This window comes from Micromonospora sp. NPDC049101, from assembly GCF_040648675.1.
GTDB lineage: Bacteria > Actinomycetota > Actinomycetes > Mycobacteriales > Micromonosporaceae > Micromonospora.
This window is the reverse complement of record NZ_JBEZED010000030.1, coordinates 69665-84211: the sequence shown is the minus strand read 5'-3', so window position 1 is coordinate 84211 and position 14547 is coordinate 69665. Positions and strand designations below refer to the sequence as shown.

Below are 14547 nucleotides of genomic sequence, written 5' to 3'. Positions count from 1 at the left end.
AGCGGCGACCTGGCGCGTCCAAGACAGAAGATCGTTCAGGCCATAAGGCCGATTTATGATTCCGGGATGGAGCTGCGCCAACTGCGCTACCTGGTGGCGATCGACGAGGCCGGGAATCTGGGCCGGGCCGCCCAAGGGCTCTACGTCAGCCAGCCCGCTCTCTCCTACGCCCTGCGCAAACTGGAGGCGGAGATCGGCGTGCAGCTCTTCGACCGGCACGCAGGGGGCGTGACGCCGACCGCCGCCGGGCGCGACGTGGTCGCCGAGGCGCGCCGTACGCTCCGGCAGGTCGACCGGATCACGGCCGTGGCGCAGCGGCACCGGCGCGGCCAGACCGGCGTGCTGCGGGTGGGCTTCGAGGCGAGCGGCGCGGGCGAGCTGACGACGCGTTCCCGGGCGGAGTTCGCCCGCCGGTATCCGGGCGTACGGGTGGAGCCAAGGCGATTTGACTGGGGCGAGGAGGCCACCGCACTGCGCGATGGCCGGGTCGACGTCGCCTTCGTCTGGCTCCCGAACGACCTCACCGGCATGCGTGTCGAGGTGGTACAGACGGAGCAGCGGCTGCTTGCCGTGGCCCGGGAACACCCACTCGCCGGTCGGGACAGCGTCTCGATCCTGGAAACCAACGACGAGCCGTTGGTGTGGACCGAGCGGGCGCCGCGCGAGTGGGTGGACTGGTGGGCGGTGAACCCGCGGCCGGACGGGTCGAGCCCTCGCTGGGGCCCAACCAGCAACAACGTCGAGGAGATGTTGGAGCAGGTGGCGGAGGGGACGGCCATCTGCTTCGCACCGGAGAGCATGGCGAGCTACTACGCCCGTCCCGACCTCGCCTGGGTGCCGCTGATCGACGTCGAACCGCTCCGGATCGCCCTCGCCTGGCCCGACCGCACCGACACCCGACTCGTCGGCGGTTTTGCCCACGTGGTCCGGGAACTCGCCGCCGAGAGAGCCTAGCCGGACCGTTGCGGTGTGCAGCCATAGGACACGGCGGTGGGTGCTCGCCGCCGCCAGCTCCGGCGTACCGACCAACTCTTCCCGACCGTGCCGCCGCACCGCGGACGGGACGCTAGCGACCATCTCCACCAGGGGGCCGCCGGTACGCCGGCGGCCCCCTTTGTCGTGTCTTCCACGCCCCCGTTTTCACTGGGCGATGTCAGACCCGTCGATTAGAATGTATGTACTAATCGAGTTCCTGACCTGCAGGATTACGACTAGGGAGGACGCCCGTGACCGCTCCCGCCTCCACGCCTCTCACCCCCTACGCCACGCTGCTCGGCTTCACCCGCTACGTCGACCGCACCGGCCCCACCAAGGCAACCTTCGTGGGCGGGCTGCGCAAGCAGCGTGCCAGTCGGTCCGGCTTCAACCCGCACGGCCAGTTCGTCAAGGCACTCAAGGCCGACATCGCCTTCCACACCGGCGGCACGCACCTGGCCGGGGTGGTCGACGTGGTCAAGCCACGCTGGCGCCCGCTCTACCAGGCGCTCGTCCCCGGTGCCACGGCCTGGCTGCACTCCCTCGGCGATCCGGCCGCCCTCGACCTGGCCCAGACCCGCGACGCCCTGGCCATGCTGGGTGACCTGCCCGTCAAGATCAACCCCCACTTCGGGGTACGCCACGCCGACGGTCGCGCCGAAGCGATCCGGCTGCACTTCGACGAGACCCCACCGAGTGCGGAGTCGGTGCTCGCCACCCTGCACCTGATGGCCCGACACATGGACGCGGTGCTCCCGCACGCCGAGCCGGTCCTGGTCGACGTCCGCCGTGGCCAGGCCCACCGCATGCCCACCGATGCCAAGCCCGACCAGATCGAACGCTGGCTGTCCGGCGAAGCCGCCGCCTTCCGCGCCATCTGGTCCACCGCCGCCTGATTGCTGCCTCCCGTCCGGGTGAGCCAGCGACCTGGACGGGAGAATCGGCACAGCCCCTCACCGTCGCTGCCCCCGCCCCGCGCGGCAGGGGCAGCGACGGGCGTATTCGGCCCGATCAGGCAGTCACGCCGGGCACCTGGCCGGACGGGAACTCCAGCGCCCGCACCGCCGCGACCAGCTCTCGCGCCCGCCGGGCCAACCGGCCAACCGGCCAACCGGCCAACCGGCCAACCGGCCAACCGGCCAACCGGCCAACCGGGACAGTCGACCCCGGACCGGACGTCAGAGCCGGTCGTCGTGCGGCGTGATCTCGTCGGGGTCGACGACGATTGACCGGCCGTCGTCGAAGGTGACAAGCACGCGGTCGTCCGGCATGGCCTGCGCCGTGCCGACCCGCCCGTCCCTCGTGCGGACCAGAGACCGTCGCAGGTCCACGGAAGCCGGCGGATGGTCCTCGAAAACCGCGGGAGCGGTGCTGGTCGCCGCCGCGGTGCTGGTCGCCGCGAAGCCGCTGATCCGCATGATGCTCCGCCCGGCGAACGACACGTACAGCGCCGGGTCCGCGGGGTTCGAGACCCAGTCGAAGTAGCAGTTGGCGGGCCGGCCACGGACGGCACCCGTGTCGAGCAGCCGAGTCCAGATGACGCCGTTGGTGGTCATGAACGCACCGGCGAGACCGACGGCGAAGCGACGGCCCGGGTTGACGGGGTCGAACTGCATGTCGCTGAGGATGGCGCCGTAGTGGTCGCCCTGGCCGTCGGCGTCCTCGTCACGGTCGGCTTCGATGCGCCCACCGCAGGTGAGCAGCTGCTCCAGGCTGGCGTCGACACGCCAGGTGACACCGCCGTCGTCGGAGCGCACGACGTGCTCGCGGTCCAACACGTACAGCAGGTTGGGCCGGTACGGGTCGACGAAGAACCGGCGGGCCTGCCCGGCGCCCCCACCGGGAACCAACTGCTGCCAGGCGGGCATCCCGTCGGTCCACTTCCAGAGGCGACGCGCGTCGTCGCCGCCGACGACGAACACGGTGCCGCTGTGCCCCCCGGACGCCTGGACGAGGCTGACGTTCGGGTCGGGCAGGAACGGCCCCTGTTGCTCGAACGGCCCACCCTCGCCAGCGCCGAAGTTGGGAATGACGAACAGGGGCCGCGGCGGGAAGGTGCCGTCGCCCTTGTTGACTGCGATGAGGACGCCCGCGTCACCGAACCCGACGATGTCGGCGTGACCGGCGCTTGTCACGTCGGCAAGAAACCGTGGATGCTGCTCGACCCGCCAGTCGGAGTCGTAGCCGAAGTCGGGGATGGCGGGTGTGGGCGTGAACGCGAAGGTGCCGTCGCCCCGCCCGAGTGCGACGTAGACCCCGTCGTCGCCGAACGCCACGATGTCGGCGCCACCACCGCCGGTCAGATCGGCCAGGAAACGCGGGTGCTTCTCGACCCGCCACCCAGAGTCGTAACCCAGATCCGCCAACACGAACTGCGCCCCGGCGAACGTACCGTCACCGTTGTTCAACGCGACCCACACACCGTCGTCACCGAACGCCACGACATCGGCACAACCGTCACCGGTCAGGTCCGCCAACACCCGAACATGTCTCTCCACCCGCCACCCACCAGCCTCATACCCGAAATCGGGAATCGCCGGCACCGGAGTGAACGCGAACGAACCGTCACCCCGGTTCAGAGCCACATACACACCGTCATCACCGAACGCCACGATGTCGGCCCGGCCGTCACCCGTCAGATCCGCCAACACCCGGACATGCTTCTCCACCCGCCAGCCAGACTCATAACCCAGATCCGCCAACACGAACTGCACCGCGCCGAACGTGCCGTCACCGTTGTTCAGCGCGACGGAGACGCCGTCGTCGCCGAAACCGACGATGTCGGCGCAGCCGTCACCGGTCAGGTCCACTGCGAACCGGAGGTGCTTCTCGACCCGCCAACTGCCCGCATCGTGCCCGAAGTCGCTGACCACTGGCACCGGCGTGAAGCGGAAGGTGCCGTCGGAGTTGCTCAGCGCCACATAGACGCCCGCGTTGCCGAAGGCGACGATGTCGGCGCCACCGGAGTTGGTCAGATCGGCGAGCAGCCGTGGGTGCTTCTCGACCCGCCAGCCAGACTCGTAACCCAGATCCGCCAGGACGAGCCGGGGGTCGGCGAACGAGCCGCGGGACGTGCTCAACGCGGTCCACACGCCCGCGTCGCCGAAGCCGACGACGTCCGCGTGACCTTCCCCCGTGACGTCCGCGAGCAGGCGGAGGTGCCTGTCCACCCGCCAGCCGCCGGGGGTGTCCCAGTCCGTGCGCTTCGTGACGTCGCGCAGGTTCCTGGTGCGCAGGAGCACGGCCAGGTTGTTGGGGAACGTGCCCAGGTCCCGGGACGAGAAGTTGCCGAAGAAGCGGATGAAGACCTGGTCGTCGGGCTGCGGCGCGTCACCCGGCAGGTCCCGCACGATGGGGCGGTATCCACGGATGACGAACCCGCTCGTCGCGTTCCAGATGGTCGAACCAGGGCGCAGGGAGGGCCCCGGAATCATCTGCCGCCGCGTCCTGCTGGTGAGGTCCGGCAGCGCGCCGGGTGCGGCACCGTAGACGGCCAGGGTCTGGCCCGTGCCCCCGGTGGCCAACTGTCCGTCGGTGTTCCAGCGCGGCGTGAAGACCAACATCGAGGACGGTCGCAGCGGATCGGCGAAGGAGCAGTCGTTGTCGCCGCCGCCGTAGTCCTGCGGCCGCCACGTCTGCCCGCCGTCGGCTGAGGCGAAGCCGTCGTTGTCGCCGGTGTTGAGCGAGATGACCGGGCCACGACCCGGGATCGCCACGCCGGCGATGTTCACGACGGACAGAGTGCTGATGCTGCCCGCGGCGTGGAAGTTCCGACCGCCGTCGGTGCTACGGAAGATACCCCCGTCGCTGGCCATCCAGACGGTGCCAGCGGTCGAGGCGTACGTCCCGTCCTGAACCGTTGCCGCGAAGTCGGGCGACAGGAAGATCCCGTGCAGGTCGACGTGCGCGTGTTGACCGTCGTCGAGTTCGTGCCAGTCCGCCCCGGACGCGGGATCGAGCGGGGCCGCGAAGACTTTCGCGCGCTGCGGGCCGTAGAACAGCACCTCGCCGTGGCCCGGACGGGTGGCGGCGACGAAGACGTTACCGCTGAACTGTTTCTGTTGCCGCAGGTCAGGCAGCGGAACCGGGGTCCACCGCGACGCGTTCGTCCGGGTGAACTGCGTGTAGTCGCCGCGCCACAGCTCGGGTGGGACCAGGTTGGCGTCGGCCGTCGCGAAGACCTCCAGAGGCGAGCGGGGTGACACCACCATGACCCGCTCGTTCGGCGCGTTCGCGAGACCCGTCGCCCCGCCGATGGTGGCCGGGATCGGCCCGACGTCGGCAACCCAGGTCAGGCCGGCGTCGGCGGAGACGAAGACCTTTCGGCTGGCGAGCGCGTACACGATCGGAGGTTGGAGAGCGCCCGGGGGCGTGGCGGCGACCGCGACGTGGTTGACCTGTTGGAAGCCGCCGCCCGGCATGGGCATGACATCGGCGAAGGTGGCGCCGCCGTCGGTGCTGACCGCGAGGGAGCTGCCGCCCGCGGCGTACACCAGGTTCGCGGTGCCCGGCGCCCAGACGAGCTGACCGGCGCCGGGCAGCCGTGCCTGGCCGGTGGAACGGGGGAACCCGTGTACGCGCGTCCAGTTCATCCCTCGGTCACTCGACCGCCACACGCCGGCATCCTGTGACTCGCGGTCGCACTGCGCCAGGGCGAGCACGACCGCCCCGGCCCCGAAGTTGGGTAGCACGAGCCGCGGCGGCTCGAAGGAGGTCCCACTGGCGAGGCTGACGTAGACGCCAGCGTCGCCGAAGCCGACGATGTCGGCGTGGCCGTCGCCGGTCACGTCGACCAGGAACCGGGGATGCTTCTCCACCCGCCAGCCCGAGTCGTAGCCGAAGTCGCGCACCACCAACTGCGACGGCTGGAAGGTGCCGTCCCCGTTGTTGCGGGCGAGGTGGACGCCCGCGTTGCCGAAGCCGACGATGTCCGCGTGACCGAGGGTGGTCACGTCGGCCACGAGGCGCGGGTGCCGTGCGACCCGCCAGCCACCGGCGTTGTGACCGAACTGGTTGAGGGCGGGTGTGGGCGTGAACGCGAACGTGCCGTCGCCGTTGCCGAGCGCGACGTACACGCCGTCGTCGCCGAACGCCACGATGTCGGCGCCGCCCCCGTCGGTCAGGTTCGCCAGGACCCGGACGTGCTTCTCGACCCGCCAGCCCGAGTCGTAACCCAGATCCGCCAGCACGAAGCGCGGCGCGGCGAACGTGCCGTCGCCGTTGTTCAACGCGACCCACACACCGTCGTCACCGAACGCCACGATGTCGGCGCGGCCATCACCGGTCAGATCCGCCAGCACCCGGACGTGCCTCTCGACCCGCCAACCGCCAGCCTCGTACCCGAAGTCAGGGATGGCCGGCACCGGCGTGAACGCGAACGTGCCGTCGCCCTGGTTCAGCGCGACGTACACGCCGTCGTCGCCGAACGCCACGATGTCGGCGCAACCGTCACCGGTCAGGTCCGCCAGGACCCGGACGTGCTTCTCGACCCGCCACCCAGCGTCGTAACCGAGATCCGCCAGCACGAACTGCGCCGCTCCGAACGTGCCGTCACCGTTGTTGCGGGCGACCCAGACGCCCGCGTCGCCGAAGCCGACGATGTCGGCGCGGCCGTCACCGGTCAGGTCGGCCACGAACCGCGGGTGCCTGTCCACCTGCCAACCGCCGGCCTGCGTCCCGAAGTCCGCCGACAGCAGCCGCGGCGCGGCGAACGTACCGTCTGATCTGCTCGTCGCGGTCCACAAGCCGGTGTCCCCGAAGCCGACGATGCCGGCGCCGGGGTCCGCGGAGATCCCGCCCAGCAGGCGCGGATTGCGCTCGACCGCCCAGCGCGCCGAGTCTGGCGCGACGGCGATCGACGTCACGCAGTAGCCGCCCATCGCGCCCGGCACACCGAACTGACCCGCACCTGGCTGCGGCCGCTCGACCTGCGACCACGACTCCCCGCCGTCCTCGGAGACCCAGAGGTTGCTCGAGAAGGAGCCGGCGAACACCAATTGACCATCATCGGAGCTGTCGAGGGACAGCATCCGCCCCGTCGTGAACTGTCCCGACTTCCGGTTCGGTGTGTTGGACCGGGTCGGGCTGACATCCTTGATCGTTGGCACGAGGGCCCTCCCGGTGAGTCCCTACTGCGCGAGCGCCGTCCGTCGCCACTCGAAGCGGGCGGACACCGCGAACACCGCGGACAGGACGAACAGCCCGGCGACCATCAGCCACTCGACCGTGCCGTCGTGGTTGTCGGGCTCGAAGCCGAACGCCTCGAGCCAGTCCTTCCAGAGAAGGGTCAGCACGAACAGCACTCCGAAAAGTGCCGCTGATGCGATCTCGACCCAGAAGCGGGTCCGAACCGTGCGCTGTGGAGGATTCACGTCTCGCTCCTCGCCAGGAGAGCCATGAGGTTCGATTGACGCAGCGTAGGCCCGATTCGCAGTTCGTGGACGTCCGGTAGGCGACAGCTCACCCGATGATGCGCCATCAGCAAACCCGGAGGCTGGGGCGCAAGAAAAAGGAGTGGCTGTCCGTGTCGGACAGCCACTCCTTTTCGGTGTGTACGCCGAGATCAGCCGGCGAGATACTTCGCGAGGTCGTCGAGGATCTTGTTGGCGGCGCCGACGCCGATGCCGGTCATCCAGACCTCGTCGGAGACGGAGTACGCCTTGCCGGCCTTGACCGCGCCGAGGCCCTTCCAGAGCGTGCCGCCGGCCACCTTGGCCTGCTCGGCGGCGGCCTTGTCGCCGTACGCGGTCACGAAGATGACGTCACCGTCGACCTCGTTGACCCGCTCGGGGCTGACCAGGTCGAAGCGCTTGTCCTCCTTGTTGGCGAGCAACTGCCGCTCGGGGCGACCCAACCCGGTGTCACCGAGGACGATGCCGGAGAACGAGTCCGGGCCGTACACCCGGATGTTGCCCGGGAGGAAGCGCACGATCGACACCTTGCGGGCGGCGGCGTCGCCGAGGGTCGTGCCGAAGTCCTTGGCCCGCTTCTCGTAGGCGGCGAGCAGGTCCTTGGCCTGCTGCTCGCGGCCGAGCGCCTTGCCGTCGAGGAGGAAGTTGTCCTTCCAGGTGATGCCCACCTTGTCGGTGAACACGGTCGGCGCGATGGCGGCCAGCTCGTCGTAGAACTTTTCCTGGCGGAACTTGCTGCCGAGGATGAGGTCGGGCTTCAGCGCGTTGATCGCCTCCAGGTCGGGCTCGGCGAGCACCCCGACGGCCTTAATGCCGGCGAGCTTGTCCGCGCCGAAGTAGGTCGGCCAGCTCTTCGCCTCACCGGCGGTCGCCGCGCCGACGGGCGTGATGCCCAGCGAGAGCGCCGTGTCGATCTTGTCGGTGTCGAGCACGACGACGCGCTTGGGCTCGGCCGGGACCTTGGTGGTGCCCATGGCGTGGGTGATCTCCCGGGTCTCCCCGGTGGTGGAGCCGGCGACCGGGTCGCTCTCACCGCAGGCGGTGAGTCCGACGCCGAGGGCGACGGCCGCGGCGAGGGCGGCGACGAGACGACGCATCAGAGTCCTTTCGAGGGGTACGAACCGGAGAGCGGGTTGGCCGCGTCACCGGTAACGGGTCGGGCGACCGGTACGGACGCCGTCGACGAAGAGGGGTCACCCGCGCCAGCGGGAGCCGGAGCGTTACCGCCGGTGTGTGCGGGCACCACCAGTGGCGCACCGGTCACCGGGCAGGGCACGACGACGCAGGCGAGCCCGAAGACGTCGCGGACCAGGTCGGCGGTGAGGATCTCCCGGGGCGGTCCGGAGGCGACCACCGCGCCGGCACGCATCGCGACCAGATGGTCGGCGTACCGGGCGGCCTGGTTCAGGTCGTGCAGCACGGCGACGACGGTGCGGCCCCGCTCGACGCGCAGCCGGTGCAGGAGGTCCAGCACCTCCACCTGGTGGGCCAGGTCGAGGAAGGTGGTCGGCTCGTCCAGCAGCAGGGCGTCGGTGTCCTGGGCGAGCGTCATGGCGATCCAGACCCGCTGGCGTTGACCACCGGAGAGGCTGTCCACGGGTCGGTCGGCCAGGTCGGCCACGTCGGCCAGGGTCATCGCCTCGTCCACCGCCGCGCCGTCCTCGGACGACCACTGCCGCCACCAGCGCTGGTACGGCTGCCGGCCACGGCCGACCAGGTCCGCCACGGTGACGCCCTCGGGCACCAGTGGGCTCTGCGGCAGGACGCCGAGCCGGCGGGCGACCTCACGGGTCGGCAGGTCGCGGATCGCGGTGCCGTCCAGCAGCACCGTGCCCCGGCGCGGGCTGAGCAGTCGGGCCATCGTGCGCAACAGGGTGGACTTGCCGCACGCGTTCGGCCCGACGATCACGGTGAACGCGTCGGTGGGCAGGTCCAGGTCGAGGCCGTCGAGCACGGTCCGCTCGTCGTAGCCGACGACCAGGTCGCGGGTGGAGAGCATCACACGACTCCTTGAGTGCGTCACGACGACCGCCGCCGGCCGCGCAGCAGCAGGAAGATCAGGTACGGGCCGCCGATCGCCGCGGTCAGCACACCGGCGGGCAACTGCGTGGGGGCGAGCAGCCGTCGGCCGGCCAGGTCCGCCAGCACCAGCAGCAGCGCGCCGAGCAGCGCCGCGCAGACAAGCGGTGGCCGTTCGGCACGTACCAGCCGCCGGGCCACCTGGGGGGCGACAAGCGCCACGAAGTCGACGGCGCCGACCTGGGCGGTGACCATCGCGGCGACGAGCACACCGGTGCCGGCCAGGCCGATCCGGCGAGCCACCGGGCGTAGCCCGACGCCCCGGGCGGTGTCGTCGTCGAGAGCGGTGCTGTTCAGCGCCCAGCCGGCCCAGGCCAACACCGGCAGCAGCACCAGCAGCGTGCCGGCGATCCAGGCGGCCTCGGTCCAGCCCTTGCCGGCGAGGGTGCCGATCAGCCAGAGCTGCGCGCGCAGCCCGTCGATCGGGTCGGCGGTGAGCATGACCACCTCGGTCAGCGCCCGGAAGGCGAACGCCACCGCCACTCCGGCGAGCACGAACCGCTGCGCGGCCAGCCCGTGCCGGGCACCCAGGACGAACAACAGCACCGCCGCGAGCAGCCCGCCCACCAGCGCGGTGGGCGCCACCAGCACCGCGGCCATCCCGCTGGTCACGGCCACTGTCGCGGCCAGGCCGGCGCCCTGGGTGATGCCGATGACGTCCGGGCTGGCCAGCGGGTTGCGGGCCACGCTCTGGATCAGCGTGCCCGCCACGCCGAAGGCCGCACCGGCGACAGCCGCCAGCACGACCCGCGGCAGCCGAAGATCAAAAACCACGAGGTCGTACGGGGTGCCGGCGCCGGAGAAGGCGCGCAGCACGTCGGCCGGGGCGACGTACGGGGTGCCCAGCGAGAGGCTGAGCACGACGGCCAGCAGGAGCAGCACGATCAGCACACCGGCCACCAGCACGGCACGACGGCGGACCAGCAGGCTGACCGGGCCGACCCGCACCAGCGACCGCCCGGGCAGCCGAGCACCCGCCGCGCCGACGGCCGCGACGCTCGACAAGCCAGCCGGGCTGGACGGGCGTGCGGGGGTCACGCGGTCACCACCCGGGCGCGGCGGACCAGGACGGCCAGCAGTGGCGCGCCGATCAGGGCGGTGATGATCCCGGCGGGTATCTCGCCGGGCGGGGCGACGAGCCGGCCGACGACGTCGGCGCCGAGCAGCAGCGCCGGGCCGAGCAGGGCGGAGACGGCGAGGGTCCAGCGGTGGTCGGCGCCGACCAGGGCACGCGCCAGGTGCGGTACGGCCAGCCCGACGAAGGCGACAGGTCCGGCCGCGGCCACCGCCGCGCCGGTCAGCAGCACCGCGGCGAGGCCGCCGCCGAGTCGGACCAGGCCGATGCGGTGGCCGAGGCCGCGGGCCACGTCATCGCCGAGGGCCAACGCGTCCAGACCGCGGGCCACCAGGGCGGCCAGCAGCAGACCGGCGAGGACGAACGGCAACACCTGCGCGGTGACCGACAGGTCGCGGCCGGCCAGCCCGCCGACCACCCAGAACCGGTACTCCTCGAAGGTGCGGGCGTCGATGCTGAGCAGCGCGTACACCCCGGAGGCCAGGCTGGCGTCGAGCGCCGCGCCGACCAGCGCGAGGGTGACCGGGCTGGCGCCCTCGCGGGCCCTGGTGGCGATGGCGAAGACCAGCAGCCCGGCGATCAGCGCGCCGCCGATGCCGAACCAGACGTACCCGGCGAGCGTGCCGACGCCGAAGACGGAGATGGCGAGCACCACCCCGAACGAGGCGCCCGCGCTGATGCCGAGGATGCGCGGTTCGGCGAGGGGGTTGCGGGTGAGCGCCTGGAACAACACACCGGCCACGGCGAGTGCGAGACCCACGGCGAGGCCGAGCGCGGTACGCGGCATGCGCAGCTCACGCACGATGGTGCTGGCATCGCCGTCGTCGGGTGCGACGAGCGCGTGCCAGACCTGGTCGATGCCGAGGTGTCGGCTGCCGAGCGCGAAGCTGGCCAGCACGGCGAGCAGCAACACCAGCGCCGCCCCGGCGGTGACGGCCACCCGGCGGCCGGTACGGGTGCCGGACCGGCTGCGGGCCTGGGTCGGCCGGCTGGCGAGGGCGGTCACGAATCTCCTGCACGATCGGGCTTAGGTTCGCCTAACCTTAGCCGACCTGCGGAAAGTGACCTAACCGGCGTCGGTCGATGCCGTCGAGGGCTCTCCCGGCACGCCGCCGTCCCCGGCCGCCGCGCCGCCGTGCGGCAGGACGGTCAGCGGTCGCATCATCTCGTTGTCCTCGTGCTCCAGCAGGTGACAGTGCCAGGCGTAGCGTCCCGGCAGGTCGAAGCGCGCCTTGATCCGGGTCACCTCCCAGGGGTACGCGAGCACCGTGTCCATCCAGCCCCGCTCCCCCGGGCCCGGCCGCGCCCTCCCCGAGTGCCCTCGGCCGAGTAGCTCGAACTGGACCTGGTGCAGGTGGACCGGGTGGACGAGCCGGGTGAAGTTGCGCACCTCCCACACCTCGGTGGCGCCGAGGGTGGGTTGCTCGGTCACCGGGTCGCTCCAGCGCAGCGGCAGGCCCCGGCCCCGCTCGTCGAGGACGCCCAGCAGCATGGTCATCGACCCGCCGGACCTCCGCTCGTTGAGCGACAACCGGCGTACCCGCTGGGCCGGGCCCAGCCGCGGGTGCGACGGCAGCCGCAGGTGCTCCGGTGGCACGCTCGGGTCGGCGCCGGTCGCCTCGGTGACCACGAAGCGCAGCACCTGCCCGGTGGTGTGTGGGTCGGCGGCGTCGAAGTCCACACCGGGCCGACCGCCGCGGTACGCCCAGTCGGGTCCCTCGTTGACGAGGTACAGCTCGGTGCCGGCCGGCACGTCGGTGAAGTCGACGATCGCGTCGACCCGCTGGGCGGGGCCGAGGGTCACCCGTTCGTGCGGCACCGGCTCGGGCAGGAGACCGCCGTCGCTGCCGATCTGCCAGACCGGCAGCACCGGCCGGGCCGGTCGCGCGGTGGCGTTGGCGACCACGCTGAGCAGCAGGAACCGGCTGTTGCATCCGTTGAGCAGCCGGAACCGGTAACGCCGACGTTGGACCGTCAACGTGGGCCAGGTGCGACCGTTGACCACCATGGCGGACCCGGAGAACCCCGACGTCCACAGCGGTGGCACCTCACCGTGCGACGAGTGCGCGTCCGGGTAGAGCAGATCGCCGTCGGCGGTGAAGCTGCGGTCCTGGATCAGCAGCGGAATGTCGCGGTGGTGGGCGTTCGGCGGATCGTCGCGGGCCGGCGCCGGGCCGGGCAGCACCCCGTCGGGCAGGTCGTCCCCGCCGCCGAGCAGGTAGAACCCGGCCGGCCCGGCGTAGACGTTCTCCCGGGTGAGCCCGAGGGTGTGGTCGTGGTACCAGAGGGTGCCGGCCCGCTGGTCGTTCGGGTACTCGAAGGTGGCCGAACCCGGCGCCCAGCGCCGGCCGGAACCCTCGGCGAAGCGGGACCGGAACTCGCGGTACGCGGTGCCGGTCACGGCGAAGCCGGCGGGCAGGTCGCGGGCCACCGGGAGGTACCACGCCTCGGAGTGGCCGTCGCTCTCCTGCGTGCTGTGCCCACCGTGCAGGTGCACCACCTGGGGCACCGGGCCGCGGTACCCCCGGGGGTCGCCATTCCAGCGACCGCGGTGGTCGCGGTGCTCGACGCCACCGCCGGGGTTGGCCCAGTGCAGGCTGGGATCCACCGGCAGCAGGTGCGGCAGGTAGTCGCCCCGGCCGTCGACGAGCTGGTTGACCCAGGTCACCCGGACCGGGCGGCCCACCCGCGCCATGATGGTGGGCGCCGGGTAGCCGAAGCTGCCGGGGTGGGCGGTGGAGCCGTAACCCCACACGGTGGTACGCGGCCAGGACGGCGGCAGGATCTGCTGGCGGAACTGTCGTACCGCGATCACGTACTCGTCCCGCTCCGGGCCGGTGGCAACCGCCGGCATGGCCGGTGGGATCCGCAGCGGCGTGACGTACTTCGGGATCTCGCCGGCGTCCAGCGGCGTCGCCGCCGCGAGCGCCCGTCCCGACGCCGGCCCGGCCGCCGGGGTCAGCGCCGCGGCACCACCGGCGGCACTGGCCGCGAGCACCTGTCGTCTGGTGACCATGCCGCATACCTCCCCAATCGCAACGAACCTCGGTTCGAGAATGAGATTCGCAGACGATGACGGGGCGGACAGATAGCAGATGCCACCCAGAAGAGGAAGAATCGCCCCATAGGGTGTGGGCATGCGATTCGACAGGCACACGGTCGTCCTGCTGACCCGACCGTCGGATCCGCCGGAGCTGCCACAGGACGCGATCGACCGGATACGGGACGCGCACCTGGCGCACCAGGCGGGCCTCGTGGAGCAGGGGCTGGTGCTGGCGACCGGGCCGTTCCTGCACCCCGACGACGACCGGCTGCGGGGTTTCGTCGTGCTCTCCATCGCCCCGGACGAGGCGCGCGCTCTCTACGCCAACGACCCTGCCGTGCGGGCCGGACGGCTGGCCGTGCAGGTGACGAGCTGGCTGGTGCCGGAGGGCAACCTGCGGTTCGAGAGCGTGCCGGTGCCGCAGTCGATGCTGGAGGCGGCCTCCGGGGACTGACCCCGCGCCCGGTCAGGCGGCCGAGCCGCTCCCGGCCTCCGCCGGCAACTCCCCGAGCGGGACCACCCGCAGGGCGTCCATCGGGCCGACGATCACCCGCAGCTCCGGGAACTGGTCCCGCAGCACCTGCCGACACCCGACACAGGGCGCGACGACCTCGCGGCCGCGGTCGGCGACCGTGACGATCGTCTCCAGCGCGGTGACGCCCTGCGTGGCGGCCGTGCCGATCACGACAAGTTCGGCGCAGGCCCCGCCGGTGGCGTGCCGGACGTTCACGCCCGTGAAGACCCGCCCCTCCGCGGTCCGGGCCGCCGACGCGACAGTGTGGTGCTGGCTGCGGCAGCGCAGCTTGGAGACCGCCGTGGCGGCCTGCACCAACGCGCGGTCGGTGTCGCGCATCTCCATCCGACTCCCCCAGCGCTCGACGTCGGCCGCCAACTCTAGGTCCCGCTCGTGGCCGTCCGGGGACGGGAGGTGGCCTCCGGAGAGCCGGCCACTCGGTAACCCAGGG

11 protein-coding genes are annotated in these 14547 nt (G+C 71.7%); 3 read left to right on the top strand and 8 right to left on the bottom strand.

Going from position 1 to position 14547, the window contains the following annotated elements:
- Positions 1–66: 66 nt before the first annotated feature.
- Complete coding sequence (locus AB0B57_RS30755; protein WP_357077655.1) at positions 67–954, top strand: LysR family transcriptional regulator; 888 nt, start codon at positions 67–69, stop codon at positions 952–954.
- A 272-nt stretch (positions 955–1226) separates the two neighbouring features.
- Entirely contained in the window at positions 1227–1871 is a 645-nt protein-coding gene (locus AB0B57_RS30750; RefSeq protein ID WP_357077652.1) for a hypothetical protein, read from the top strand.
- A 282-nt stretch (positions 1872–2153) separates the two neighbouring features.
- Here the strand turns inward: AB0B57_RS30750 and AB0B57_RS30745 are convergent, their stop codons facing one another.
- The 7 genes from AB0B57_RS30745 to AB0B57_RS30715 form a co-directional block, all read right to left on the bottom strand.
- A complete protein-coding gene (locus tag AB0B57_RS30745) occupies positions 2154–7082 on the bottom strand; it encodes a VCBS repeat-containing protein (RefSeq protein ID WP_357077649.1) in 4929 nt (1642 codons plus the stop codon).
- A gap of 21 nt (positions 7083–7103) precedes the next feature.
- The gene (locus AB0B57_RS30740; protein ID WP_357077646.1) at positions 7104–7346 is read right to left on the bottom strand and encodes an ABC transporter permease; all 243 of its coding nucleotides are present in this window, start codon (positions 7344–7346) and stop codon (positions 7104–7106) included.
- A gap of 191 nt (positions 7347–7537) precedes the next feature.
- On the bottom strand, positions 7538–8482 hold the full coding sequence (locus tag AB0B57_RS30735) for an iron-siderophore ABC transporter substrate-binding protein (RefSeq protein WP_357077643.1): 945 nt from the start codon (positions 8480–8482) through the stop codon (positions 7538–7540).
- Positions 8482–9384: an ABC transporter ATP-binding protein gene (locus tag AB0B57_RS30730; protein ID WP_357077640.1), complete on the bottom strand. Its 903-nt coding sequence runs from the start codon at positions 9382–9384 to the stop codon at positions 8482–8484. Before AB0B57_RS30730 ends, AB0B57_RS30735 begins: the two co-directional genes overlap by 1 nt.
- 20 nt (positions 9385–9404) lie before the next feature.
- Complete coding sequence (locus AB0B57_RS30725; RefSeq protein WP_357077637.1) at positions 9405–10502, bottom strand: iron ABC transporter permease; 1098 nt, start codon at positions 10500–10502, stop codon at positions 9405–9407.
- Positions 10499–11545, bottom strand: a complete 1047-nt coding sequence (locus tag AB0B57_RS30720; RefSeq protein WP_357077634.1) for an iron ABC transporter permease — start codon at positions 11543–11545, stop codon at positions 10499–10501. The genes AB0B57_RS30725 and AB0B57_RS30720 overlap by 4 nt, the downstream gene beginning before the upstream one ends.
- Before the next feature lie 60 nt (positions 11546–11605).
- Entirely contained in the window at positions 11606–13555 is a 1950-nt protein-coding gene (locus AB0B57_RS30715) for a multicopper oxidase domain-containing protein (RefSeq protein ID WP_357077631.1), read from the bottom strand.
- Between the two features lie 121 nt (positions 13556–13676).
- Between AB0B57_RS30715 and AB0B57_RS30710 the strand changes: the two genes are divergently transcribed.
- A complete protein-coding gene (locus AB0B57_RS30710; protein WP_357077628.1) occupies positions 13677–14036 on the top strand; it encodes a YciI family protein in 360 nt (119 codons plus the stop codon).
- A gap of 12 nt (positions 14037–14048) precedes the next feature.
- On the opposite strand, the gene AB0B57_RS30705 is transcribed toward AB0B57_RS30710, so the two are convergent.
- Complete coding sequence (locus AB0B57_RS30705; RefSeq protein ID WP_357077625.1) at positions 14049–14435, bottom strand: cytidine deaminase; 387 nt, start codon at positions 14433–14435, stop codon at positions 14049–14051.
- Positions 14436–14547: the final 112 nt, after the last annotated feature.

What these genes read in the sequence shown, in the direction of transcription:
- AB0B57_RS30755 (WP_357077655.1), top strand. Translation starts at nt 67, where the DNA reads ATGGAGCTGCGCCAACTGCGCTACCTGGTGGCGATCGACGAGGCCGGG.
- AB0B57_RS30735 (WP_357077643.1), bottom strand. Translation starts at nt 8,482, where the DNA reads ATGCGTCGTCTCGTCGCCGCCCTCGCCGCGGCCGTCGCCCTCGGCGTC.
- AB0B57_RS30730 (WP_357077640.1), bottom strand. Translation starts at nt 9,384, where the DNA reads ATGCTCTCCACCCGCGACCTGGTCGTCGGCTACGACGAGCGGACCGTG.
- AB0B57_RS30715 (WP_357077631.1), bottom strand. Translation starts at nt 13,555, where the DNA reads ATGGTCACCAGACGACAGGTGCTCGCGGCCAGTGCCGCCGGTGGTGCC.
- AB0B57_RS30710 (WP_357077628.1), top strand. Translation starts at nt 13,677, where the DNA reads ATGCGATTCGACAGGCACACGGTCGTCCTGCTGACCCGACCGTCGGAT.
- AB0B57_RS30705 (WP_357077625.1), bottom strand. Translation starts at nt 14,435, where the DNA reads ATGCGCGACACCGACCGCGCGTTGGTGCAGGCCGCCACGGCGGTCTCC.